General features: G+C 69.5%; 19 protein-coding genes and 1 tRNA gene. 10 read left to right on the forward strand and 10 right to left on the reverse strand.

The window, feature by feature from the left end; genetic code table 11:
- Positions 1–8: 8 nt before the first annotated feature.
- Positions 9–746, reverse strand: coding sequence for a class I SAM-dependent methyltransferase (locus ACT26F_RS06765; protein ID WP_471669743.1), 738 nt, complete (start codon positions 744–746; stop codon positions 9–11).
- A 128-nt stretch (positions 747–874) separates the two neighbouring features.
- Between ACT26F_RS06765 and ACT26F_RS06770 the strand changes: the two genes are divergently transcribed.
- A complete protein-coding gene (locus ACT26F_RS06770; RefSeq protein ID WP_471669744.1) occupies positions 875–1993 on the forward strand; it encodes a glycosyltransferase family 4 protein in 1119 nt (372 codons plus the stop codon).
- 79 nt (positions 1994–2072) lie between these two features.
- On the opposite strand, the gene ACT26F_RS06775 is transcribed toward ACT26F_RS06770, so the two are convergent.
- On the reverse strand, positions 2073–2216 hold the full coding sequence (locus tag ACT26F_RS06775; protein ID WP_471669745.1) for a hypothetical protein: 144 nt from the start codon (positions 2214–2216) through the stop codon (positions 2073–2075).
- A 120-nt stretch (positions 2217–2336) separates the two neighbouring features.
- On the opposite strand from ACT26F_RS06775, the gene ACT26F_RS06780 reads away from it, so the two are divergent.
- From ACT26F_RS06780 to ACT26F_RS06790, 3 genes are read left to right on the forward strand one after another with little or no spacing between them, the layout of a single operon-like run.
- Positions 2337–3206: a decaprenyl-phosphate phosphoribosyltransferase gene (locus tag ACT26F_RS06780; protein WP_471669746.1), complete on the forward strand. Its 870-nt coding sequence runs from the start codon at positions 2337–2339 to the stop codon at positions 3204–3206.
- Complete coding sequence (locus tag ACT26F_RS06785) at positions 3203–4540, forward strand: FAD-binding protein (protein ID WP_471669747.1); 1338 nt, start codon at positions 3203–3205, stop codon at positions 4538–4540. The genes ACT26F_RS06780 and ACT26F_RS06785 overlap by 4 nt, the downstream gene beginning before the upstream one ends.
- 10 nt (positions 4541–4550) lie before the next feature.
- Complete coding sequence (locus tag ACT26F_RS06790; RefSeq protein WP_471669748.1) at positions 4551–5300, forward strand: decaprenylphospho-beta-D-erythro-pentofuranosid-2-ulose 2-reductase; 750 nt, start codon at positions 4551–4553, stop codon at positions 5298–5300.
- On the opposite strand, the gene ACT26F_RS06795 is transcribed toward ACT26F_RS06790, so the two are convergent.
- Complete coding sequence (locus ACT26F_RS06795) at positions 5261–6937, reverse strand: MmpA family trehalose lipid delivery protein (RefSeq protein ID WP_471669749.1); 1677 nt, start codon at positions 6935–6937, stop codon at positions 5261–5263. The genes ACT26F_RS06790 and ACT26F_RS06795 overlap by 40 nt on opposite strands.
- Before the next feature lie 48 nt (positions 6938–6985).
- Between ACT26F_RS06795 and ACT26F_RS06800 the strand changes: the two genes are divergently transcribed.
- Positions 6986–8200 (forward strand): lipopolysaccharide biosynthesis protein, encoded by a 1215-nt coding sequence (locus tag ACT26F_RS06800; protein ID WP_471669750.1) that lies wholly within the window; start codon positions 6986–6988, stop codon positions 8198–8200.
- Here ACT26F_RS06800 and polA read toward each other — a convergent pair.
- Together polA and ACT26F_RS06810 are read right to left on the reverse strand one after the other, a co-directional pair.
- A complete protein-coding gene (gene polA, locus ACT26F_RS06805; protein ID WP_471669751.1) occupies positions 8197–10854 on the reverse strand; it encodes a DNA polymerase I in 2658 nt (885 codons plus the stop codon). The two genes, ACT26F_RS06800 and polA, sit on opposite strands and share 4 nt — an antisense overlap.
- Before the next feature lie 48 nt (positions 10855–10902).
- The gene (locus ACT26F_RS06810; RefSeq protein ID WP_471669752.1) at positions 10903–11502 is read right to left on the reverse strand and encodes a GNAT family N-acetyltransferase; all 600 of its coding nucleotides are present in this window, start codon (positions 11500–11502) and stop codon (positions 10903–10905) included.
- A gap of 218 nt (positions 11503–11720) precedes the next feature.
- Here ACT26F_RS06810 and ACT26F_RS06815 point away from each other — a divergent pair, with 218 nt between their 5' ends.
- Genes ACT26F_RS06815 through ACT26F_RS06830 form a run of 4 tightly spaced genes read left to right on the forward strand, consistent with a single transcriptional unit; the run spans position 11721 to position 15750 of the window.
- A complete protein-coding gene (locus ACT26F_RS06815; protein WP_471669753.1) occupies positions 11721–13058 on the forward strand; it encodes a branched-chain amino acid ABC transporter permease in 1338 nt (445 codons plus the stop codon).
- Between the two features lie 4 nt (positions 13059–13062).
- Positions 13063–14058, forward strand: a complete 996-nt coding sequence (locus ACT26F_RS06820) for a branched-chain amino acid ABC transporter permease (RefSeq protein ID WP_471669754.1) — start codon at positions 13063–13065, stop codon at positions 14056–14058.
- The gene (locus tag ACT26F_RS06825; protein ID WP_471669755.1) at positions 14048–14959 is read left to right on the forward strand and encodes an ABC transporter ATP-binding protein; all 912 of its coding nucleotides are present in this window, start codon (positions 14048–14050) and stop codon (positions 14957–14959) included. The genes ACT26F_RS06820 and ACT26F_RS06825 overlap by 11 nt, the downstream gene beginning before the upstream one ends.
- Positions 14956–15750, forward strand: a complete 795-nt coding sequence (locus ACT26F_RS06830) for an ABC transporter ATP-binding protein (protein ID WP_471669756.1) — start codon at positions 14956–14958, stop codon at positions 15748–15750. Before ACT26F_RS06825 ends, ACT26F_RS06830 begins: the two co-directional genes overlap by 4 nt.
- 179 nt (positions 15751–15929) lie before the next feature.
- On the opposite strand, the gene ACT26F_RS06835 is transcribed toward ACT26F_RS06830, so the two are convergent.
- Both ACT26F_RS06835 and ACT26F_RS06840 read right to left on the reverse strand, forming a co-directional pair.
- Positions 15930–17195: an ABC transporter substrate-binding protein gene (locus tag ACT26F_RS06835; protein WP_471669757.1), complete on the reverse strand. Its 1266-nt coding sequence runs from the start codon at positions 17193–17195 to the stop codon at positions 15930–15932.
- Positions 17196–17332: 137 nt separating this feature from the next.
- On the reverse strand, positions 17333–17941 hold the full coding sequence (locus tag ACT26F_RS06840; RefSeq protein ID WP_471669758.1) for an ANTAR domain-containing response regulator: 609 nt from the start codon (positions 17939–17941) through the stop codon (positions 17333–17335).
- A 28-nt stretch (positions 17942–17969) separates the two neighbouring features.
- Between ACT26F_RS06840 and ACT26F_RS06845 the strand changes: the two genes are divergently transcribed.
- A tRNA-Leu gene (locus ACT26F_RS06845) sits at positions 17970–18052 on the forward strand.
- Positions 18053–18083: 31 nt separating this feature from the next.
- Here the strand turns inward: ACT26F_RS06845 and pyk are convergent.
- The 3 genes from pyk to gltB are packed head-to-tail and all read right to left on the reverse strand — an operon-like array spanning position 18084 to position 25627.
- The gene (pyk, locus tag ACT26F_RS06850) at positions 18084–19565 is read right to left on the reverse strand and encodes a pyruvate kinase (RefSeq protein ID WP_471669759.1); all 1482 of its coding nucleotides are present in this window, start codon (positions 19563–19565) and stop codon (positions 18084–18086) included.
- Between the two features lie 52 nt (positions 19566–19617).
- Positions 19618–21096 (reverse strand): glutamate synthase subunit beta, encoded by a 1479-nt coding sequence (locus ACT26F_RS06855; protein WP_471669760.1) that lies wholly within the window; start codon positions 21094–21096, stop codon positions 19618–19620.
- Entirely contained in the window at positions 21089–25627 is a 4539-nt protein-coding gene (gene gltB / locus ACT26F_RS06860; RefSeq protein WP_471669761.1) for a glutamate synthase large subunit, read from the reverse strand. Before gltB ends, ACT26F_RS06855 begins: the two co-directional genes overlap by 8 nt.
- Between the last annotated feature and the right edge of the window lie 24 nt (positions 25628–25651).

Genomic DNA, 25651 nt, shown 5'->3' on the forward strand with positions numbered 1-25651 from the left:
CGACGTCGCTAGTGCCGTTTCCGCAGGACGATCGCGAGGTTCCACGTGAGCACCTCCCTCACGCCCGGCACGCGCAGGATCCACCAGCTCCAGCGCGGCAGGTAGCGCGGCATGAGCGCCAGCACCTCGACACCCTCACGGCGCCGAGCCCAGTCCAGCCCGGCGGCCGCGGTGACCGGGAACAGCGACTCACCGTAGACGTTCTTGGGGCGATGGCCGTGCTTGCGCTCGTAACGCCGGGCCGCGCGATGGCCGCCGAGAAAGTGCCACGGCGCCGTCTCGTGTCCGCCCCACGGGCCCCACCACAGCGTGTAGGAGAGGAAGATCAGACCACCGGGCCTCGTCACGCGCACCATCTCGTCGGCCATCAGCCAAGGGTCGGGGACGTGCTCAAGGACGTTCGAGGAGTAGGTGACGTCGAAACTGCCTTCAGCGAACGGCAGGGCCATCCCGCTGCCGAGCACCGTGCCGGGCTCGGGATCGCCGAGCCCCGACAGCTCACCGAGGTCGGCGTCCAGCGGGGTGTAGCGCGCTCCGGCGTCGCGAAACGCCGTGGCGAAGTAGCCCGGTCCCCCGCCGACGTCCAGGGCCCACGCGCCGTCGAGCGCGGCAAACTTCTCGACCTGGGCGACGGAGTCGGCGGCCAGGGTGCCGTAGAAGTGGTCGGGATCGGTCTGCTCGACCCGAAAGGCCCGGAAAAGCCGCCAGGAGCGGCGCAATGTGGGCGCGCTCGGGTCGATGGTCACCAGCAGAACATACCCAACGCGCGATTCGGATCGGGCGACAGGTTGCGATCCCCGACACCACTTGTGACTCGCGGGTAGAATGATCTGATGCGCTGGAGTCGGCGCGGGAGCGAGGAGGTGGATCGGCGGTGCACGTACTCATGTGCAACTGGCGCGACACCCGCAATCCCGAGGGCGGCGGTTCCGAGCGCTACGTCGAGGCGATGGCACGTGGACTCATCGAGCGCGGACACGAGGTCACGATCGCGTGCGCCGAGCACGACCGGGCACCTCGCGACGAGGTTGTCGACGGCGTGCGGTTCGTCCGCCGCGGCTCGAAGCTCGGCGTCTACCTCCAGGTCCTGCTGGGTCTGCTGTTCCGGCGCTACGGCCAGGTCGACCTCGTCGTCGACGTCCAGAACGGGCTGCCCTTCTTCACCCGCCTCGTGACGCGCAAACCAGTCATCCTGCTGGTGCATCACGTGCACCGGGAGCAGTGGCCCGTCGTCTACCCCGGACTGATCGGCAAGGTCGGCTGGTGGATCGAGAGCCGGGTCTCGCCGAGGCTCTACCGCCGCTGCCAGTACGTCGCGGTCTCGTCGTCGACGCGCGACGAGCTCGTCGCCCTCGGCGTGACCCGTGAGCGGATCGCGATCGTGCACAACGGCAGCGATCCGGCGCCTCCGGTCAAGGGCGGCCGTTCGCGGACGCCACGCATCGTCGTGGTGGGGCGGCTCGTGCCTCACAAGCGTGTCGAGCATGCGATTGACGCGCTCGCGGCCCTGCTGCCCGAGCATCCCGACCTCGAGCTCGACGTGGTCGGCGACGGCTGGTGGCACGACGACCTCGTCTCGTACGCGGCCACGCGAGGCCTCTCGACACGGGTGCACTTCCACGGCTTCGTCGACGAACAGGCCAAGCATGAGTTGTTGGCCGCGGCCTGGGTCATGGCGCTGCCCTCCCTGAAGGAGGGCTGGGGCATCGTGATCGGTGAGGCGGGGACCCACTCGACGCCCACCGTCGCCTACCGATCGGCCGGCGGCCCGCAGGAGTCCGTCGATGATGGCGAGTCGGGCCTTCTGGTCGACTCGCCCACGGAGTTCACGGCCGCCCTGCGGGCGATCATCGACGATGACGCCGAGCGCAAGCGCATGGGCGACGGGGCCCTGGCGATGTCGCACCAGTTCAGCTGGGAGAACGCGACGGCGCACTTCACTACCTTGCTCGAGGTCAGCGGGTTCATCGTCCCTCGCGCCGCACACCACTGAGCCCCCGCCAGGTCGGCGAGGGCTCAACAGACGACTGAGGGGGCGCCGTCGCGGCGCCCCCTCAGTCTCAAGTCTGGGATCAGTTGTTGCCGTAGCTCACGCTCGAAACGTCCACGGGCTTGGAGCCTGCGCTCTGCTGCGACTGGACGACGCCGAACGCGGTGGCACCCGCCAGGCCCATGCCGACAACGAGGGCGACGATCGCGCCAGTGATGCTTCCCACAGGTGTGTCCTCTCTGAATGTGCAACTACTACTGACAAGTATAGCGGAGATCACGTCGACGTCGCGGCGATCCGACTTCTTGTGTGACGCATGTTCCCCCGCCGATACGCTGGGCCCACCATGTCCATTGCTTCGTCGGCATCCGCCGCGCTCCGCGCCACGCGTCCGCGACAGTGGATCAAGAACCTGCTGGTCTTCGCCGCCCCTTTGGCCGCCGGCGTCCTCACCGACACGGGAATCCTCCCGCACGTGCTCGCCGCGGCGGTCGTCATGGTGGCGGCTTCGGCGTCGATCTACCTGTTCAACGACGTGATCGACGCCGACGAGGATCGCCACCATCCGACGAAGCATCGCCGGCCCGTGGCCTCCGGCGAGCTCTCGCCAAGGGCAGCAGTGGCCCTCGGCGCGATCCTTTCCGTCCTGGCGCTCGCCGGTGCGGCGGTCGTCTCGACCGACCTCGCGATCGTCGTGGCGGTCTACCTCGCCCTGCAGGTCTCGTACGTCCTCGGGCTGAAGAACCAGCCGGTCCTCGATCTGGCTATCGTGTCGAGCGGCTTCCTCCTGCGCGCCATCGCCGGTGGCGTCGCGGCCGACGTGCCACTGTCGCAGTGGTTCCTGATCGTCGCCGCGTTCGGCTCGCTCTACATGGTGGCCGGCAAGCGCTACTCCGAACTGCACCTGCTCGGACCCGACGCCCTCACCCGGCGTTCCCTGGCGCTCTACTCCGACTCCTACCTGCGGTTCGTGTGGGGCACTGCGGCCGGCATCACCATCACCGCCTACTGCCTCTGGGCGTTCGAGATCGCCCCGGAGTCGGGCGTCCCATGGCAGACGATCAGCATCGCCCCGTTCGTGGTGGCGATGCTGCGGTACGGCGCCGACATCGACCGCGGCGCCGCCGGCGAGCCCGAGGAGGTCGTCCTGCGCGACCCGGTCCTGCTCGGCCTCGCGGTGCTGTGGCTCTGCACGTTCGCGCTGGGACTGGCGTGAGCACGCCACTCAGCGGCTGGGGTCGCGCGACGCACTCGCATGCCGCCGAGGTGGTCCGCCCGAGCAGTCTGGACGAGGTGCGCCGTGCCGTCCTGTCCGCCGGCCGCCGCGGCGTGACCGCGCGTGGGCTCGGACGCAGCTACGGCGACGCGTCCCAGAACGGCGGTGGGCTCGTCCTGGACCTCACCGCGCTCACCGGCACGTTCGATCTCGACCCGCAGGGTTCGCTCACGGTCTCGGCGGGACTCAGTCTCGACACGGTCCTGCGCCGCATCGTGCCGCACGGCTGGTGGCTGCCGGTCGTCCCCGGCACCCGCCAGGTCACCGTCGGCGGCGCGATCGCCGCCGACGTCCACGGCAAGAACCACCACCACGACGGCACGTTCGGCGCGCACGTCCGGTCGTTGCGCCTCATGGTCGCCGGCGGGGACGTCGTCGAGGTGTCCCCCGAGGCCGACCCCGACCTGTTCTGGGCGACGATCGGCGGCATGGGGCTGACGGGCGTCGTCGTCGAGGCGACCCTCGCGCTGCACCCGATCGAGACCTCCTACTTCCTCGTCGACACCGACCGCACGGCCGACGTGCACGAACTGCTCGACCTGATGGACGCCCACGACGACGACCACCGCTACTCCGTCGCGTGGTTCGACACCGCGACCACCGGCCGCCGGCTCGGTCGGGCGGTCCTGACGGCCGGCGACTCGGCTCCCCTGACGGCGCTGGACGGTGACCGGCGCGCCGACCCGCTCGAGTTCGTCGCGCCCCGGCTGGGCGCGGTGCCGTGGCCCTCCCCCGTCTCCTTCGTGAACCGGTGGACCGCGAAGGCCTTCAACGAGGCCTGGTACCGCAAGGCGCCGAGGCTCCGCCGCGACGAGGTCCAGGACATCACGCAGTTCTTCCACCCGCTCGACATCGTCGCCGACTGGAACCGCGTGTACGGGCCGGCCGGGTTCGTCCAGTACCAGAGCGTCGTTCCGGACCGAGGCTCGCTCGTCGCCATGGTGGAGCGCATCGCCTCGTCCGGCCACGTCTCCAGCCTCAACGTGCTGAAGCGGTTCGGCGAGGGCAATCCCGCTCCGCTGTCCTTCCCGATGCCGGGGCTGACCCTCGCCGCGGACTTCCCGGTCCGGACGGGACTCGGCGCACTGCTGGCCGATCTCGATGCGATCGTGAGCGAGTCCGGTGGCAGGCTCTACCTGGCCAAGGACTCCCGCACCGATCCGGCCACGCTCGCGGCTGGCTACCCGCGCCTCGACGAGTTCCGCGCGGTGCGGGCACACGTGGGCGCGACCGGCGTGTTCACCTCCGACCTGGCCCGACGACTCGATCTGTGAGGATCCCATGATGAACGCCCTCGGCACCCCCGCCTGCCTGCTGCTGCTCGGCGGGACGTCCGACATCGCGCTGGCGATCGCGCGACGCTACCGCGCCGAGTCCCCCGCGCTGACCGTCGTCGTGGCGGCACGTCCCGGGCCGCGACGCGACGCGGCCGTCGCGCAGCTGGAGGAGCTCGGCTGCCTCGTCGAGGCCCGTGACTTCGACGCGCACGACGTCGACGGCCACGCGGCCGTCGTCGCATCGGTCGACCGCGACATCGACGTGGCTGTCGTCGCGTTCGGGCTGCTCGGCGATCCCGAGCTGGCGTGGACCGACATCGCCGAGGCGCGCGAGCTCGCCACCGTCAACTATGTCGGCGCGGTCACCGTGGGAGTCGCCCTGGCGGCCCGTATCCGGGAGCAGGGCCACGGCGTGATCGTCGCGCTCTCCAGCGTCGCCGGCGAGCGCCCGCGACGGTCGAACTTCGTCTACGGCTCGACGAAGGCCGGGATGGACGCGTTCTACACCGGCCTCGGCGAGGCGCTGCGCGACGGCGGTGGCCGCGTGCTCGTCGTCAGGCCGGGTTTCGTGCGCTCCAAGATGACCACCGGGCTCGACGAGGCTCCGCTGGCGACCACACCCGAGGAGGTCGCCGAGGCCGTCGTCGACGCCGTGCGCTCGGGCCGCGAGCAGATCTGGGTGCCCGCGACGATGCGCGTCGTCATGTCCGGACTGCGTCACGTGCCGCGAGCGATCTTCCGGCGCCTGCCGATCTGACTCACGGCGGCGCCGATCACGGTCAGCACCGCGAGGCTCCACGCGACGACGACCGCCACGACCCGGGCCGTCCGGGGCTCGACGTCCACGGCGGCCGGGACCCGGCGCAGCTCGAGCGATCCCGCCTCCACCACGATCGGGAGGCCGGCGACCTGCTCCGCGGCCTCCGCCCCGCCGGGAGCGGCGCGGTCGACCACGACATATCCGACGCCTGCGCGCGCGATCTCGGCCCAGTCGTCCGCCTGCAGCGCACGGCCGATCCGCGCCGCACGGGGGTCCTCCCCCGCGACCTCGACCCGTCCGACGGTCAACGTGTCGTCGGTGACGGTCACCCGGTCGAAATGGCGTCCCGCCGGGTCGAGGACGGGTCGGTCATGGTTCCACTCCGGGGCACGGAACGCCGAGAACGGCAGCGAGAGCAGGTCTCCTCGTCCGTCCTGCCCGGCCAGGACGGACGAGACCTCGGCCCACTCCGGCGGGTAGTCCACGGCGTGCAGTCGCCCGGCCAGTCCCCAGCCCAGGTCCGGGACGCACGCGATCGGTACCGCGAGCGCCACGAGCCAGCCCACCGCGACGCGCGCCGGACGAGCGGTCAGCCATTCGACCGAGCCGGCGAAGCCGACCGCCGTCGCCGGCGCCATCAGCAGGACCCATCGTGACCCGTCGCGGAGCAGTCCGGCGCCCGGCACGTGCTCGACGAACGCCTCGATCACGCCGGGAGCGGCGACTCCGCACAGGGCGACCGCGAAGCCGATGAGCCACAGGACGACGAGCGACCGGACGCCGGCCGCCCCGCTGCGCCACCGCCATGCGAGGCCGGCCACGACGACCGCGAGGAACAGGACGGTCAGCACCGTGGCGAGCGCCGTCTCGCGCGACGGTGGCACGACATCGGCGTTCCACACGCCGCCCAGGGCCACCACCTCGAGCCACACGGGGGTCGAGCCGGCGCCGCGGGCGGTGAAGACGCCCACCCCCGCGGGATCACTGCCGACCCCGGCCGGCGAGACGAGCGCCGCGACGATCCACGGCGCATTGACCGCGAGGGCCAACGCGGCCCAGCGCCACGCGTCCCGGAGGCGCCCCACGACGAGCGCGGTCAGGGCGCCCATCACCCCCGACACCGGGGTCAACGCCGTCACGGCCAACAGCAGGGTCGCCCGGGCGAACCGCCGCTCCCGCGCGGCGACCACGAGCCACGGCACCGCGCCGTACGCCAGCAGCAGGGGCCAGTGGCCCAGCCCGAGCCGCTCGGCCACGAACGGATTCCAGACCAGGACGGTCGCCGCCGCCCATCGCGCGGGCGTGCGGGCGTCGCGAACGAGCGCCGCCCCGCCGAGTCCCGCCATGACCAGGGCAGCGACGAGCAGCGCCTTCTGGAGGAGCTGCTGCGGCAGCACCAGTCCGGCCACCGCGACGGCGGCATCGGACGGAACGGCTCGCGGGACGCCCGAGCCCAGCCCCCACACGTCGGCACGGGTCACGTCGAGGTGCGGCACCCACACCATGTCGTAGGTGAGGACGTAGCCCGGAGCCAGGACGGGCCCGAGGACGACGAACGACAACAGCACGACCCACAGCACGAGCCACGGAACACCGGGGCGCCCGCGTACGCCGAGCGCCCGCGATGCGCTCATGGGCGGCCCCTCCGTCATCGTGTCGAGTTCCCGACTATTGTGCCGTGAGTGCGTGCACACCAGAAGGCTCTGACGAGCATGTCGGTCGTCGCCGCGGCGATGATGGTCATGAACATCGTCACCTACGGGTTCAATCTCGTGGCCGCGCGCATGCTCGTGCCCGCCGAGTTCGGCGCGCTCACCGCGCTGCTGAGCCTCATCCTCATCGCGAACGTCGTGGCCCTGGCCCTGCAGGCCGCGATCGCCCGGCGCATCTCGGTGGACCCGCAGCACACCCTCGCGATCATCCACACCGCCTCGCGGGTCTCGCTCGCGATCTCGGTCACGGTCGGCGTCGCCGTCGCGGCGACGACGTTCGTGCTGACGCCCGCGTTCCACTTCGACTCCCCGTGGGCCGTGGTCTTCTGCGGCGCGATGCTCGTCCCGCTGACGCTGACCGGCGCGCTGATGGGGGTCGCGCAGGGCACGAGTCGCTGGAAGAAGCTGTCCGCGATCTTCGTGGCCAACGGCTTCGGGCGGCTGCTCGGCGGGGTCGGCGGCCTGCTCGTCGATCCCTCGGCCACGAGCGCGATGGCCGGACTCGCGGTCGGCGCGTGGCTTCCGGTGATCGTCGGTGCCGACCTGCTGCGGGCGCCGGGCGTCGGCGACGTCCACAGCCGACGTCCGCTCGTCGTCGAGACGATCGTGTCCGCCTCGACGCTGTTGGCCTACTTCGCATTCAGCAACGTCGATGCCCTGCTCGCGCGCGGCGCGTTCGACGAGCACCAGAGCGGTCTGTACGCCTCGGGCCTGATCCTGACGAAGTCGACGCTCTTCCTGCCGCAGTTCGTCAGCGTGGTGTTCTTCCCGAGCCTCGCGCGGGACTCCTCACATCGCACCCGGTTGCGGGCGGCCGCGCTCGTGGGCGTGCTCGGCCTGGGCGTCGTGGCAGTGGCCGCCGTGCTGCCGCACCTGGCCCTGATCCTCGTCGGCGGCGACCAGTACGCGGAGATCGCCGACGACCTGTGGCTGTTCGCCGTCTCGGGCACGTTCCTGGCGATCGTGTACCTGCTCGTGTTCGACGCCCTCGCCCGCCGCGAGACCGGCGCTGCCGTGCTGCTGTGGGTCGCGACCGCCGTGGTGTTCGGCGTCGCCTGGTTCTGGTCGATTCCGATCACCGGCCTGGTCACGACGATGGGGGTCACCGCCGCGGTCGTGGCCGTCCTGCTGCTGGTGTGGCCGATGATCCGGGCGCCGAAGCCCGCAGTACCCGCCGCAGGCTAGTGACCGGCGTCGTGCCACGTCAGGCCGACGCCCACCGAGACGTCGAGCGGCACCGACAGGTCCGCCGCCGCGGCCATCTGCGCGCGGACGAGCGCCGACAGCTCGTCCAGCTCACCGGGGGCGACCTCGAGGACGAGCTCGTCGTGCACCTGCAGCAGCATCCGTGAGGCGAGTCCGGCGGCGTCGATCGCACGCTCGACATTGAGCATCGCGATCTTGATGATGTCGGCGGCCGATCCCTGGATGGGCGCGTTGAGCGCCATCCGCTCGGCCATCTCGCGCCGCTGGCGGTTGTCGCTCTGCAGGTCGGGCAGATAGCGGCGCCGACCCATGATCGTCTCGGTGAAACCGGTCTGGCGGGCCTCGTCGACCAAGCCACGCAGATAGTCGCGCACTCCCCCGAACTGCTCGAAGTAGTCGTCCATCAGGCCCTGGGCCTCGCTCGTCGAGATGCTCAACTGCTGGCTCAGCCCGTAGGCCGACAGTCCGTAGGCGAGGCCGTAGTTCATCGCCTTGATCCGCGCGCGCAGCTCGGTGCCGATGTCGTCCGGCTCGCGGTCGAAGACCTTCGCGGCCATCGCGGTGTGGAAGTCCCGGCCGGAGTTGAAGGCCTCGATCAGGTCGGCGTCCTCCGACAGGTCCGCCATGATCCGCATCTCGATCTGGCTGTAGTCGGCCGTCAGCAGCACCTCGGCGCCCTCACCAACCCGGAACGCCTCGCGGATCCGGCGGCCCGAGGCAGTCCGGATCGGGATGTTCTGCAGGTTCGGGTCGTTCGAGCTGAGCCGACCCGTGGCCGCGATCGTCTGGGCGTAGGTCGTGTGGATCCGGCCGTCGTCGGAGATGGACCGGCGCAGCGTCTCGACGGTCTGGCGCAGCTTCGTGACGTCACGATGGGCCAGCAGGTGCTCGAGGAACGGGTGCCCGGTCTTGGCGTAGAGCTGCTGGAGCGCCTCCGCGTCGGTCGTGTACCCCGTCTTGGTGCGCTTGGTCTTGGGCATCGCGAGCTGGTCGAACAGCACCTCCTGGAGCTGCTTGGGCGAGCCGAGGTTCACCTCACGCTCGATCGACGCGTACGCGGCCGACTGCGCCTCCTGCGCCCGGGACGCGAACTCCGACTCCAGGGCCAGCAGGGCGTCGTCGTCGACGGCGATGCCCGCCTGCTCCATCCGCGCCAGGGTGGACACGAGCGGCAGCTCGACCTCGGCCAGCAACCGCGCGCCACCCGCCTGGTCGACCTCGACCGCGAGCGCCTCGGCGAGGTCGAGCGCGGCCCGGGCCCGGAGCATGCCGATCTCGGCGTCGTCGTCGGTGTCGAGCGAGAGCTGGCCGTCCGCGCCCGCGTCGTCGCGCAACTCGCGCTTGAGGTACCGGACCGAGAGGTCGGACAGGTCGTACGTGCGCTGGTCGGGCCGGACGAGATAGGCCGACAGCGCCGTGTCGGCGACGAGTCCGCGCACGGTCCAGCCGCGCGCGGCCAGCGCGAGCATCGGTCCCTTCGCATCGTGCAGGACCTTGCCCCGGTCGGGGTCGGCCAGCCAGCCCGCGAGCGCCGTGTCGTCGGCGGGATCGAGCTGCTCGACGTCGATCCACGCGGCGGCGGAGTCGGTGGCCACGGCGATCGCGATGGCGTCGCCGGACCCACGGCCCCACGAGCCCTGGACATGGACTCCCACGCGCGCCGTCGCATGCTCGGCGAGCCACGCGGCGACCTCGCCGGGATGCAGGACCTTCCCGTCAAGGTCGAAGCCGGAGTCGGCCTCGACCTCGTCGGAGGTCTGGGTGAAGATCCCGAACAGCCGCTCGCGCAGAACCGTGAACTCCAGCGCGTCGAAGACCGTGTGCACGCGCGCCCGGTCGAAGGCGGTGTCGAGCTCGAGGTCGGCCGGGCCGAGCGGCAGGTCGAGGTCGCGCACGAGCGCGTTCAGTCGCCGGTTGCGCAGCACGCCGTCCAGGTGCGCGCGCAGTGACTCGCCCGCCTTGCCCGGAACGGTGTCGACCCGGTCCACGAGCGCGGCGAGGCTGCCGAAGCCGTTGATCCACTTCGCGGCCGTCTTCGGGCCGACGCCGGGTACCCCCGGCAGGTTGTCGCTGGTCTCGCCGACGAGTGCGGCGATGTCGGGGTAGAACTCGGGCAGGACCCCGTACTTCTCCTCGACCGCGGTCGGCGTCATCCGGGCGAGGTCGGAGACGCCCTTGCGCGGGTAGAGCACCGTGACCCGTTCGGTCACCAGCTGCAGCGCATCGCGGTCGCCACTGCAGACGAGCACCTCCATGCCCGCCGCCTCGGCGCGGGTCGACAGGGTGGCGATGATGTCGTCGGCCTCGTAGCCGGCCTTGTCGACGTGGCGGATGCCGAGCGCGTCGAGCACCTCCTTGACCAGCTCGACCTGGCCGGAGAACTCCTCGGGGGACTTCGAGCGGTTCGCCTTGTACTCGGGGTACTGCTCGGTGCGGAACGACTGGCGCGAGAGGTCGAACGCCACGCACACGTGCGTGGGACGCTCGTCGCGCAGGACGTTGATGAGCATCGAGGTGAAGCCGAAGACGGCGTTCGTGCTCTGCCCGGTGGTCGTCGAGAAGTTCTCGACCGGCAACGCGAAGAAGGCGCGATACGCCACCGAGTGCCCGTCGATCAGGAGGAGTCGGTCCACGCCCTCGACCCTAGTGGCCTGCACCGACAGCGGTGTCGGCAGCGCCGGTCAGTTGCCGACGGCGTGGCGACGGCGCAGCGTGCGGCGCACGGCCAGCAGTCGGCCGGTCTCGCGCGATCCGGAGGCCTTCGTCGCCAGCCGGGCGTTGAGCTTGCCGATCGGGATGGCGCGCAGCACCGCGATCTGGTTGAAGCCCAGCTTCGTGAGGTAGCGGTTGGGCTCCTTCGCGTGCGCCGGGATCGACGCCAGCACCATCTCGCACTCGCGCTCCTCGGCATACGCGGCCACCACGGCCAGCAGGGAGGAGGCGATCGAGCGACGGCGGAACTCCGGGGAGACCTGCAGGTCGGACACGAGCAGCACCTTGTTCATGCTGATCGGCGTGAGCGTCGTGACGTCGGCCGCGGCGGCCGCGACCAGCTCGCCACCGATGAACGCGACGAACATCCGACGACCATGGGCGTCGGCGTTGAACTCGATCGCCTCGCGCGCCTCGTCGACCGTCGGACGGCGCCACAACGACTGCTGCGTGTACGTCTCCGAGCCCTCGTCCCCCGCGGCCGATGCGCACGACGACCACAGCTCGATGAGCGCAGGAGCGTCCTCGACGGCGGCGTCGCGGATCTCGACGGGCTGACGCAACGCCATCGACGTGGTACCTCCGAATGGGGGGAAGGAAGGACGAACTCGCCAAGCCTACGCCCACGACCATGCGGGAGGGAATGCCCGTCCCACCGGCAAACCGAAACCGAACTGTTACCCACGAGAACCTCTGGAGAACGGCGCGGAAACGCGAGGATGGCTATGCTCAACAGGATCGAAACTGGCGCGCCGTACCCGGTGCGCGCACAGCGACAGGAGAATGCGTGCGACTGCGAACAGCGGCGCTGCTCACGGCGATCCTCGCCGGACTCGTGTTCCTCGCGAGTCCAGCCACCGCCGAGACCACGTCCCCCTCACCCAGCCCCAGCGCCTCCGCGCCGGCCAGTGACGCACCCGTCACCGGACCGGCGATCCGGGTGCGACTGCTCGACCAGCAGGGCGGCAAGGCCGGGGCGAACCCCCCGCCGGTCCCCGGCGTCGTCGTGGTCGTGAACGACGACAGCGGCGCCCAGATCGGCACCGCGACGACGAACGACAAGGGCGTCGCCGCGATCGCGATCCCGGGCCGCGGCACGTATGAGGTCACGATCGACGAGTCGACGCTCCCCGAGGGCGTCAAGCTCACCGGCAAGAAGTCCCTCGACGTCACCGTCAACCTCGATGCCGGCCAGAACGTCGCGTTCCCGCTCAACGGCAAGGTCATCGAGAAGACGCCGTTCTCCGAGCGGCTCGTCGACAGCCTCGTCTCGGGCCTCAAGTACGGCCTCATCATCGCGCTGGCCTCGCTGGGGCTGTCGCTGATCTTCGGCACGACGGGCCTGACCAACTTCGCGCACGGCGAGCTGATCACGTTCGGCGCGATCGTCGCCTACTTCTTCAACTCCGTCGTCGGGATGCCGGTCTGGCTCGCGGGCATCATCGCGGTGCTGTTCGGCGCCCTGTTCGGCTGGGGTCAGGACCGGGCCCTGTGGCGACCACTGCGGCACCGCGGCACCGGCCTGATCGCCATGATGATCGTGTCGATCGGCTTCGGCCTGCTGCTGCGCAACGTGTACCAGTACTTCTTCAGCAGCAGCACGAGGTCGTTCACCGACTACACGTCGCAGCGCTCGATCGACTTCGGCCTGTTCGACCTGGCCGCCAAGGAGATCTGGATCATCGTGATCGCGTGCGCCGCGATCGGCCTGGTCACGACGGCGATGGCCCGGACCCGGCTCGGCAAGGCAATGCGGGCGGTCTCGGACAACCCGGCCCTGTCGGCCTCCTCGGGCATGCGGGTCGACGGTGTCATCTCCTCGGTCTGGATCCTCGGCACGGCGCTCTCGGCGCTGGCGGGCGTCCTGCTGGGCGTCAACAGCCAGATCAACTTCATGATGGGCTACCAGTTGCTGCTCATGGTCTTCGCGGCCACCACGCTGGGCGGTCTGGGCACGATCTGGGGCTCGGTGCTCGGTTCGCTCATTATCGGCGTCATCACCGAGGTCGGACCGTTGTTCGGCGTCCCGAGCTCGATCAAGGAGGTCGGCGCGCTCATCGTGCTGATCTTGATCCTGCTCATCAGACCGCAGGGCATTCTGGGCCGCGCGGAGAGGATTGGTTGATCCCATGGACTTCGCACAGATCATCGACGCCGCGTTCTCCAACGCGCTCGGCCCGCAGGCGATCGTCTTCGCGATCGCCGCGATCGGCCTGAACATCCACTTCGGCTACACCGGTCTGCTCAACTTCGGTCAGGCCGGCTTCATGGCGGTCGGCGCCTACGGCCTGGCCGTCACGATGGTGCGCGGCGAGATGCCGTTCTGGCTCGGCATCGTCGCCGGCGTGGTCGCCTCGATCGTGCTCGCCCTCGTGCTCGGCGTGCCGACCCTGCGACTGCGGGCGGACTACCTGGCCATCGTCACGATCGCGGCGGCCGAGATCCTGCGCCTCGTGTTCGGCGCCGTCGAGACCAAGAAGCTCTTCGGCGGCTCCAACGGCCTCAACGGGTTCACCGACACATGGAACTCGATGAACCCCTACGACAGCGGACTCGACCTCGGCTTCGCGTCGTGGGGTCGCAACGACCTGTGGGCCATGACGGTCGGCTGGATCCTGGTGGCGCTGTTCTGCCTGCTCACGTGGGCGCTCATGCGCAGCCCGTGGGGACGCGTCCTGCGCTCGATCCGTGAGGACGAGGACGCCGTCCGCTCGCTGGGCAAGAACGTGTTCCTCTACAAGATGCAGGCCCTCATCCTCGGTGGTGTCATCGGCGGCGTCGGCGGCATCTTCTACGCGCTCAAGCAGGGGTCGGTCGTGCCCAGCGACTACAGCACGAACCTGACCTTCTTCGCCTACACGGCACTGCTGCTCGGTGGCGCCGCACGCGTCCTCGGCCCGGTCGTCGGCTCCATGATCTTCTGGTTCCTGATCAGCGGTCTGGGCGAGTTCTTCAGCCAGGCCACGAGTGGTCCCGACCCGCTGATCCCCTCGTGGATCATGACCGACACCCAGGCCAGCCTCATCCGGTTCATCCTGATGGGACTGGGCCTCATGCTCCTGATGATCTTCCGACCACAGGGGATCTTCGGGGATCGAAGGGAGATTGCGATCGATGCCCGCTGACACCACCAGCGCCCGCGAGGTGCTCACGTCCCTGCCCAACGACCCGGGCGTGGCCAAGCCCGACGCGATCGTCAAGGGCTCCAACATCACTCGGACGTTTGGCGGCCTCAAGGCCGTCGACGTCGAGCACATCGAGATCCCGCGCGGCGTCATCACGGCCCTCATCGGACCGAACGGCGCCGGCAAGACCACGATGTTCAACCTGCTGACCGGCTTCGACGTGCCCGACAGCGGCGAGTGGTCGTTCAACGACAAGGACCTGGCCAGGATGCCCGCCTACAAGGTGGCGCGCCTCGGCATGGTCCGCACGTTCCAGCTGACCAAGGTGCTCTCCAAGCTCACGGTCATCGAGAACATGCGCCTCGGCGCGACCGGCCAGCGCGGCGAGCGGTTCTTCCCGTCGATCCTCAAGCTGCTCTGGCGCAGCCAGGAGGACGAGATCACCGCACGCGCCGACGACCTGCTCGCGCGGTTCAAGCTCGACGCCAAGCGCGAGGACTTCGCCGGATCGCTCTCGGGCGGTCAGCGCAAGCTGCTCGAGATGGCCCGCGCCCTCATGGTCGATCCCGAGCTCATCATGCTCGACGAGCCGATGGCCGGCGTGAACCCGGCCCTCAAGCAGTCGCTGCTCGGGCACGTGAAGTCGTTGCGCGACGAAGGCCGCACCGTGCTGTTCGTCGAGCACGACATGGACATGGTGCGCGACATCTCCGACTGGGTGATCGTCATGGCCCAGGGCCAGATCGTCGCCGAGGGCACGCCTGAGGCCGTCATGGCCGACCAGCGGGTCATCGACGCCTACCTGGGCGCCCACCACGACACCGACCTGAGCGAACTGGACACCGAGGCCCTCGCCGAAGCGGTCGAGGCCGAGATCGAGGCCGAGGAGACCGAATCATGAGTGACGCGACCCCTACCCCGCAGACGCCCGAGTCGGAGCGCGAGAAGCACCGGCTCGGCGCCGACGGAGCCGTCGTCCGTGCCGACAACCTGATCGCCGGCTACCTCCCGGGCGTGAACATCCTCAACGGCGCCGACCTGTACTGCCAGCAGGGTGAGCTCGTGGGCATCATCGGCCCGAACGGCGCCGGTAAGTCCACGCTGCTCAAGGCCCTGTTCGGTCTGGTGAAGATCCACTCCGGCACGGTCGAGCTGAAGGGTGAGGAGATCACCAACCAGCGCGCCGACGTGCTGGTCAGCAAGGGCATCGGCTTCGTCCCGCAGACGAACAACGTGTTCCCCTCGCTCACGATCGAGGAGAACCTCGAGATGGGCTGCTACCAGGATCCGTCGAAGTTCAAGGACCGGTTCGCCTTCGTCACCGACCTGTTCCCCACCCTCGGCCAGCGCGCCAAGCAGCGCGCCGGGTCGCTGTCCGGTGGCGAGCGCCAGATGGTGGCGATGGGCCGGGCGCTCATGATGGACCCGTCGGTGCTGCTGCTCGACGAGCCGTCCGCCGGCCTCTCCCCCGTCATGCAGGACGAGGTCTTCGTGCAGACGCGCAAGATCAACCAGGCTGGCGTCTCGGTCATCATGGTCGAGCAGAACGCACGTCGCTGCCTGCAGATCTGCGACCGCGGCTACGTCCTCGACCAGGGCACGACGGCCTACAGCGGCACCGGTCAGGGTCTGGCCAAGGACCCCAAGGTCATCGAGCTCTACCTCGGCACCCTGGGCCAACAGGCCAGCTGACGTTCGGGCGGCACGTCCGCCCGCGACCCGCACGATGTGAACGGGATCCACGCCGAGTCAACTCGGTGTGGATCCCGTTTCTCGTGGTCTCGTCTCGGCGGCCCGAGCCGCCACGCACGAAGGCCCGGAGCCGAAGCTCCGGGCCTTCGTGACTACAGGTGAGGCGTGAACCAGTCGGCTCAGATCTCGCCGGCGATGTACTTCACCGGGGCGTAGGTGCCCTTGGCGTTGTACTGGTAGATGCCGATCGACGCCGCCGTCGGGCTACCGGTCTTGCCGAGCTCGATCGGGCCGGAGACACCGTCGTAGTCGATGTCCGTCTCCGGATCGTCGGCCAGCAGGTCAGCGCACTCCTTGAAGGTGGTGCACTTCGTGCCGCCCGTGGTGGTGTCGACGATCTTCGAGGCAATGGCCTCGCCCGAGTCGTCGCCCGCCGCGATGGCCGCGAGAGCCGAGGTGACAACCGCGTCGTAGGACTCCGCCGAGTAGGAGAAGTCGGTCAGGTCGGGGTTGACCTCGAGCAGACGATCCTTGAAGTCCGACGTCGCCTCGGCGCCGGGGATGGTGCCCTTGACGCCCTTGAGCTCGGCCGCGAACGACTCCTTGGAGTAGTCGGCGGTGTTGCCATCGACGAAGTACGTCGGGACGTCCTGCGGGCCAACGCCCTTGCTGACGAGCTGCGGGACGATCTTCTTGGTCTCGTCGAACGCGATCAGCACGACGGCGTCGGGCTTGGCGGCCGCGATCTCGTCGACCTGCGAATCGAACGACGCAGCCTTCTCGCCGTAGAACGACGTGGCGGCAACGGTCGAGCCGGCGGCCTCGAGGCCCTTCTTGACCTCAGCGGCCAGGGTCTCGCCGTAGGCGTCCTGTCGGGCCAGGATCGCGACGTTCTGACGTCCGTCCTCGACCAGCAGGTTCGACATGACCGCACCCTGGAGGATGTCCGAGGGAGCCGTACGGAAGTAGAGGTCGGCCTCGCCGTACTTGCCGTTGTCGAAGTCGGTCGACGTGTTGGCCGGCGAGAACTGCACCGCGCCGGCGGACATGATCTTGTCGATGACGGTCATCGAGACACCCGACGAAGCGGCACCGACGATGACGTCCGAGCCAGCCTTGAGCAGCTTGTCCGTCTCGGCCGGGGCGATGCCCGAGTCCGTGTCGCCCGAGTCGCCCTTGACGTGCTTCACGTCCTTGCCGTTGACACCGCCGGCCGCGTTGATCTCCTTGACCGCGAGGTCGACACCGGCGAACTCCGGCGGGCCGAGGAACGCGAGGCTGCCGGTCTGCGGGAGCAGCGAGCCGATGACGAGCTCGCCGTTGCCCTTGGCAACGTCCTTGCTGCTGTCGTCATTGCTGTCGTCACCGCCGCCACAGGCGGCGAGCACGATCGCGCTGGCGCTGGCCAGCGCGGCCAGGCGGAGCGTCGTGGTGGAGCGCTTCATCAATCCTCCGTGTGAGTGGAACCCATGTCGTGACGGTCGTCACGGCATGATGTGGGAAAAAACCTAGCCGTCCATTGTGTCGAAATCTCGCACGACAGGTATTTGGGAGGTTTCGTAGTCAACTTGTAACCGTTGACTCAGCCCTGCAACGACGGCCCGTTCTCGATGACCGCCTCGGCGACCTGACGCATCGACAGACGCACGTCCATCGCGGTCTTCTGGATCCATCGGAAGGCCTGCGGCTCGCTGATCCCGAGCGACTCCTGCAGCACCGACTTGGCGCGCTCGACGGCCTTGCGGGTCACCAGCTGCTCGTTCAGGTCACCGACCTCGGACTCCAGCGCCCGCAGCTCCGCGTACCGGCTGAGGGCCATCTCGATCGCCGGAACGAGGTCCGACGCGGTGAACGGCTTGACCAGGTAGGCCATCGCTCCGGCATCACGCGCGCGCTCCACGAGGTCGCGCTGGCTGAACGCGGTCAGCATGACCACCGGGGCGATCCGCTCCGCGGCGATCTGGCTCGCCGCCGTGATGCCGTCGACGCCGGGCATCTGGACGTCCATCATCACGAGATCGGGCTGTGTCTGCCGCGCGAGGTCGACCGCAGCCTGCCCGTCAGCCGCCTCCCCCACGACGTCGTAGCCCTGCTCGACGAGCATCTCGGCCAGGTCCATCCGGATCAGGGCCTCGTCCTCGGCGATCACCACGCGTGGTGCGGGGGTCGAAGCCTGCGATGCGTCACTCACCCCGTAAGGTTATCTGGCAGCACGGTGCGCCGAGATGGCGGAATGGTAGACGCGATGGTCTCAAAAACCATTGTCCGAAAGGGCGTGCGGGTTCGAGTCCCGCTCTCGGCACCGAAAGACGCGACGGATGGGTCTTCTCGACCTACGGAGTCTCAGCCGATTCGAGCGAGTGCGGCGTCTGGTCGGGGTCGTAGGCCGGCACGATGCGGTTGATCGCGTCGCCCATGCGGTGGATGCGCAGGGCGTTCGTCGAACCGGGGATGCCCGGAGGGGCGCCGGCGACGATGACCACGCGCGAGCCCTGGTCGCACTTCGCGATCTCCAGCAGCGCCTTGTCGACCTGCATCACCATCTGGTCGGTGTGCCGGACCTCCGGCACCAGGAACGTCTCGACACCCCACGTGAGCGCCAGCTGGTTGCGCACGCGCTCGTGCGGCGTGAACGCCAGCACGGGGATCGACGAGCGGTACCGCGCCATCCGGCGGGCCGAGTCGCCCGTCGTCGTGAACGCGACCTGCAGCTCGGCGGAGATCGCCTCGGCGACGGTCGACGCGGCGCGGCACACGATGCCCGTCGTGGTCTTCGGGTCCCACGTGAACGCCGCCATCCGGGGCAGTCCGTGGTCCTCGGTCGAGGAGACGATGCGCGCCATGATCCGCACGGTCTGGATCGGGAAGTGACCGACGCTCGTCTCACCCGAGAGCATCACGGCGTCGGCACCGTCGAGGACGGCGTTCGCGACGTCGCTGGCCTCCGCGCGGGTCGGGCGCGGTGCCGAGATCATCGACTCGAGCATCTGCGTCGCGACGATGACCGGCTTGGCGTTGCGGCGGGCCTTCTCGATGATGAGCTTCTGGACGATCGGCACGTCCTCCAGCGGCAGCTCGACGCCCAGGTCGCCGCGAGCGACCATGAAGCCGTCGAACGCGTCGACGATCTCGTCGAGGTTCTCGACGGCCTGGGGCTTCTCGATCTTCGCGATGATCGGCCGGGAGATGCCCTCCTCGGCCATGATCGCGCGGACCTCCTCGGCGTCGCCGGCGTTGCGCACGAAGGACAGCGCGATGAAGTCGACGTCGGCCCGCAGTGCCCAGCGCAGGTCGTCGATGTCCTTCTCGCTCAGGGCGGGCACGCTGACGTTGACGCCGGGCAGGTTGATGCCCTTGTTGTTGCTGACCTCGCCGGGCACCTCGACGGTCGTGACGACGTCGGTGTCGTGCACCTCGACCGCACGCAGGCGGACCTTGCCGTCGTCGATGAGGATCTCGTCGCCCGGCTTCACGTCACCGGGCAGCCCGTCGTACGTCGTCGAGCAGATGTCGGCGTCGCCGACCACGTCGCGCGTCGTGATCGTGAAGCGGTGCCCGAAGTTCAACTGGTGCGGGCCGTCGGCGAATCGACCGAGCCGGATCTTCGGACCCTGCAGGTCGGCCAGCACCGCGATCGCCTTGCCGGTCGCGTCGGCTGCGCGACGCACCCGTTCGAGACGACGCAACTGTTCTGACTGGTCGCCGTGACTCATGTTGAGCCGGGCGACATCCATGCCGGCGATCGCCAGCTCGAGGATCCGCTCGGCGGTGTCGGTCGCGGGACCGAGGGTGCAGACGATCTTGGCTCTACGCACGACAGTCAGCCTAGACCGATCCGAAAGCTACCCGCGAGTTCGATGAGCACCGTCACACGGCCAGGGGGCGCGCCGTCGGCGGGATGGGCCGAGGCAGGGTCGTCGAGCCGGTGAGCCACGCGTCGACACCGGCGGCCGCAGAGCGGCCCTCGGCGATCGCCCACACGATGAGCGACTGCCCCCGACCGGCGTCGCCGGCCACGAACACGCCCTCGACACTCGACATGTAGTCGAGGTCGCGCTTGACGTTGCCGCGCTCGTCCAGCTCGACACCCAGCTGCTCGACGAGACCCTCCTTCTGCGGACCGGTGAATCCCATCGCGAACAGCACGAGCTGCGCGGGGAGCACCCGCTCCGAGTCGGGCACCTCCTCGAACCGGCCGTCCTTGAGCTCGACCTCCACGAGGCGCAGGCCGCTGACGTTGCCGTCGTCGTCGCCGACGAACTCCTTCGTCGAGACGGCGTACACACGCTCGCCGCCCTCCTCGTGGGCCGAGGCGACGCGGTAGATCATCGGGTACGTCGGCCACGGGTGGGCGTCCGCCCGCTCCTCGCTCGGTCGCGGCATGATCTCCAGGCTCGTGACCGACCGCGCGCCCTGGCGGATCGACGTGCCGAGGCAGTCGGCGCCGGTGTCGCCGCCGCCGATGATGACGACGTCCTTGTCCGTCGCGACGATCTGCTCCGAGCCGTCGGTCGTCGCCGGCTCGCCGACGGCGACCCGGTTGGCCTGGGGCAGGAAGTCCATCGCCTGGTGGATGCCGTTCAGCTCACGGCCGGGAGCCGGCAGATCGCGGCGGACGGTGGCGCCGATCGCGATGACGACCGCGTCGTAGCGCTCGCGCAGCTGCTGACCCGTGATCGCCTCGCCGACCGCGACACCCGTGCGGAACACCGTGCCCTCGCGCTGCATCTGGTTGATCCGACGGTCGACGACGGACTTCTCCATCTTGAACTCGGGGATGCCGTAGCGCAGCAGTCCGCCGGCCTTGTCGTCGCGCTCGTAGACGGCGACCGTGTGACCGGCGCGCGTCAGCTGTTGCGCCACGGTCAGACCCGCGGGTCCCGAACCGACGACGGCGACGGTGCGACCGGTGAGCCACTCGGGCGTCTCCGGCTTGACGTTGTGCATCTCCCACGCCTTGTCGATGATCGAGACCTCGACGTTCTTGATCGTCACCGCGTCGCGGTTGATCCCGACGACGCACGCCGTCTCGCACGGTGCCGGGCACAGCCGCCCGGTGAACTCCGGGAAGTTGTTCGTCGCGTGGAGGCGGTCGATCGCCTCCTCCCAGTCGTCGCGCCACACCAGGTCGTTCCACTCGGGGATGAGGTTGCCGAGCGGGCAGCCCTGGTGGCAGAACGGGATGCCGCAGTCCATGCAGCGGCCGGCCTGCTCGGTGATGATCGGCAGGAGGGCCTTACCCGGGCTTCCCGGGTAGACCTCCTTCCAGTCGTGGATCCTCTCCTCGACGGGACGGCGCGGGGCCATCTCGCGAGGCGTGGTCATGAAGCCGCGGGGATCAGCCACGTGCGGCCACCTCCATCATCCGTGCAGTCGTGTCTTCCTCGGAGAGTCCGTCGGACTCCGCCGAGGCCTTGGCCTCGAGCACCAGCCGGTAGTTGACCGGCATGATCTCGGTGAATCGGGACAGGCTGTGCGGCCAGTCCTCGAGCAGTCGTCCGGCGACGGCCGACCCGGTCTCCTCCAGGTGCCGGCGCACGATCGCCTCGAGCTCCGCGCCGGTCTCCTCGGGGACGGGCCGCAGCTCGACCATCTCGCGGTTGACGACGTCGTGGTCGAGATCGAGCACGTACGCGGAGCCGCCGCTCATGCCGGCGGCGACGTTGCGCCCGGTCGGACCGAGGATCACGACGCGACCGCCGGTCATGTACTCCAGCGCGTGGTCGCCCACACCCTCGACGACGGCGGTGGCGCCGGAGTTGCGGACGCAGAAGCGCTCGCCGACCTTGCCACGCAGGTAGATCTCGCCGCCGGTGGCGCCGAAGCCGATCACGTTGCCGGCGACGATCTGCGCCTCGGCCGTGAACTGGGACTCCCGCGGCGGGCGGACGACGATCCGGCCGCCGGACAGGCCCTTGCCGACGTAGTCGTTGCCGTCGCCCTCGAGTCGCATCGTGATGCCGCGCGGGACGAAGGCGCCGAACGACTGGCCGGCCGAGCCCAGGAAGGTGATGTCGATCGTGTCGTCGGGCAGGCCCTCACCGCGGTAGCGCTTCGTCACCTCGTGACCGAGCATCGTGCCGGTCGTGCGGTTGACGTTGCGGATCTCGAGCTGGGCCCGGACGGGCTCGCCCTTCTCGAGCGCGTCTGCGGCCAGCTCGATGAGCTCGACGTCCAGCGCCCGGTCGAGGCCGTGGTCCTGCGTCGTGGTGCAGCGCAGGGAGGCGCCCTCGGGCAGCTCGGGCATGTGCAGGATCGGCGACAGGTCCAGCGAGCTGGCCTTCCAGTGGTCGACCGCCTCGCGCACGTCGAGCACCTCGACGTGACCGACGGCCTCGTCGATGCTGCGGAACCCGAGCTCGGCGAGGATCTCGCGGACCTCCTGGGCGATGAACTCGAAGAAGTTCACGACGTACTCGGCCTTGCCGGAGAACTTCTCGCGCAGGGCCTTGTTCTGGGTGGCGACGCCGACAGGACACGTGTCGAGGTGGCAGACGCGCATCATGATGCAGCCCGAGACGACGAGCGGAGCGGTGGCGAAGCCGAACTCCTCACCGCCGAGCAGCGCCGCGATCACGACGTCGCGACCCGTCTTGAGCTGGCCGTCGACCTGCACGACGATCCGGTCGCGCAGACCGTTGAGCAGCAGCGTCTGCTGGGTCTCGGCCAGGCCGAGCTCCCACGGACCACCGGCGTGCTTGAGCGACGTGAGCGGCGAGGCACCCGTGCCGCCGTCGTGCCCGGAGATCAGGACGACGTCGGCCTTGGCCTTGGACACGCCCGCCGCGACCGTGCCGACGCCGACCTCGGAGACCAGCTTGACGTGCACGCGGGCCGACGGGTTGGCGTTCTTCAGGTCGTGGATGAGCTGCTTGAGGTCCTCGATCGAGTAGATGTCGTGGTGCGGCGGCGGGCTGATGAGGCCGACGCCGGGCGTCGAGTGCCGCGTCTTGGCGACCCACGGGTACACCTTCGGACCGGGCAGCTGGCCGCCCTCGCCCGGCTTGGCGCCCTGGGCCATCTTGATCTGGATGTCGTCGGCGTTCGTCAGGTACTCGCTCGTGACGCCGAAGCGCCCCGACGCGACCTGCTTGATCGCCGAGCGGCGCTCGGGATCGTAGAGACGCTCGGGATCCTCGCCACCCTCGCCGGTGTTCGACTTGCCGCCGAGCCGGTTCATCGCGATCGCGAGCGTCTCGTGCGCCTCCTGGCTGATCGAGCCGTACGACATCGCGCCGGTCGAGAACCTCTTGACGATCTCGGAGATCGGCTCGACGTCGTCGATCGAGATCGGGTCGCGGTCGCTGCGGAACCTCATCAGTCCGCGCAGCGTCATGAGCCGGCTGCCCTGGTCGTCGACCTTCTGCGTGTACTGCTTGAAGATGTCGTACCGGCCGGTGCGGGTCGAGTGCTGCAGGCGGAACACCGTGTCCGGGTCGAACAGGTGCTCCGGGCCCTCGCGGCGCCACTGGTACTCGCCGCCGACCTCGAGCTGGCGACGCGGCTTCACGATGCCGCTGTGCGGGTACGCGATGTCGTGGCGGGTCTTGACCTCGGCGGCCAGGACGTCCAGGCCGACGCCGCCGAGCTTGCTCGACGTGCCGGTGAAGTACTTCTCGACGACCTCGTGGGACAGGCCGACGCACTCGAAGATCTGCGCACCGGTGTACGACGCGACGGTCGAGACACCGATCTTGCTCATGACCTTGAGAACACCCTTGCCCAGGCCGTACGCGATGTTGCGCGCCGCCTTCTCGGGGTCGACGCCCTCGACGTACACGCCCTCGCGGGCCAGGTCCTCGGCCGTCTCGAGCGCGAGATAGGGGTTGACCGCGGTCGCGCCGAAGCCGATCAGCAGGGCCACGTGGTGCACCTCGCGCACGTCGCCGGCCTCGATCAGCAGGCCTGCCTGCGTGCGCAGCTTCTCGCGCACCATGTGGTGGTGCACGGCGCCCGTGAGCAGCAGCGACGGGATGGGGGCGAGATCGACGTTGGAGTGCCGGTCCGAGAGCACGATGATGCGCGCACCACGGTTGACGATCGCGTCCGAGACGTCGGCGCAGATCTCCTCGAGCCGCCTCGCGAGCGCCTCTCCCCCGCCGTTGACCTCGTAGAGGCCGCGCACGACGTGGACGCTGAAGCCGGGCATGTCACCGTCGCGGTTCATGTGCCGGATCTTGGCCAGCTCGTCGCTGTCGACGACGGGGAACGGCAGCTGCAGCATCCGGCAGCTGGCGGGGCTCGGCGCGAGCAGGTTGCGCTCGGGGCCGATCGTGCCGGCCAGCGACGTCACGACCTCCTCGCGGATCGCGTCGAGCGGCGGGTTCGTGACCTGCGCGAACAGCTGGCTGAAGTAGTCGAACAGCTGGCGCGGGCGGTCCGACAGCGCCGCGATCGGCGTGTCGGTACCCATCGAGCCGATCGCCTCCGCACCGGTGCGCGCGATCGGGGCGATGAGCTTGCGCACCTCCTCCTCGGTGTAGCCGAAGACCTGCTGACGGCGCTTGACCGAGGCGTGCGTGTGCACGATGTGCTCGAGGTCGGGCAGGTCCTCGAAGCGGACCAGACCCGAGTACAGCCACTCCTCGTAGGGCTGCTCGCCCGCGAGGGACGCCTTGATCTCGTGGTCCTCGACGACGCGGTGCTCGTCGAGGTCGAGCAGGAACATCTTGCCCGGCTCGACACGGCCCTTGCGCACGATCGTCTTGGGGTCGATGTCGAGCACGCCGGCCTCGGACGCGAGCACGACGAGTCCGTCCTCGGTGATCCAGTAGCGACCGGGACGCAGGCCGTTGCGGTCGAGCACCGCGCCGATCTGGGTGCCGTCGGTGAAGCACACCGCGGCGGGGCCGTCCCAGGCCTCCATGACCGTCGAGTGGAACTCGTAGAACGCACGTCGGGCGGGATCCATCTCGGCGTTGTTCTCCCACGCCTCGGGGATCATCATCATGACGGCGTGCGGCAGGCTGCGACCGCCGAGGTGCAACAGCTCGAGCACCTCGTCGAGCGACGCGGTGTCGGAGCCGTCGGGGCTGCAGATCGGGTAAAGCCGCGACAGGTCGCCGGGGATCAGGTCGCTCTCGAGCAGGGCCTCGCGGGCCCGCATCCAGTTGCGGTTGCCGCGCGCGGTGTTGATCTCGCCGTTGTGCGCCAGGTAGCGGAAGGGGTGCGCCAGCGGCCAGCTCGGGAACGTGTTGGTCGAGAAGCGCGAGTGCACGATCGCGAGCGCCGACTCCATGCGCGGGTCGAGCAGGTCGGGGTAGAACTCGTCGAGCTGCTCGGTCGTGAGCATGCCCTTGTAGACGAGCGTGCGGGCCGACAGCGACGGGAAGTAGACGCCCGCCTCGTGGTGCGAGCGCTTGTTCAGCGCGAACGTGAGCCGGTCGAGGTCGACGCCCCGACGCGAGCGGTCGGCCGTCGTGACGAAGAGCAGCTCGAACGCGGGCATCGCCGAGCGGGCCATGGAGCCCAGGACGTCGGGCTGCGTGGGCACCTCGCGCCAGCCGAGGACCTCGAGGCCCTCCTCCGCGGCGATCTGCTCGACCTTGGCCTTCGCGCCGGCGACGTCGTCGGCCGGCAGGAACGCCATGCCCGCGGCGTAGGAGCCCAGCTCGGGCAGCTCGACGGGCGCGACGCCGCGCAGGAACGTGTCGGGCGTCTGCATGAGGATGCCGGCACCGTCGCCGGTGTTCGGCTCGCCGCCGACGGCACCGCGGTGGTCGAGGTTGCGCAGGGCGGTCAGGCCCTGCTGCACGATCTCGTTGGTGGGCACGCCCGTGAGCGTGGCGACGAACGCCACGCCGCAGTTGTCGTGCTCGTTCGCGGGGTCGTAGAGACCCTGGGCGGTGGGAGCTGCCGAGAAGAGAGGACGATCCATACCCGAACCTGTCGTCGATGCCGT

The organism is Aeromicrobium sp. SP1 (assembly GCF_055663785.1).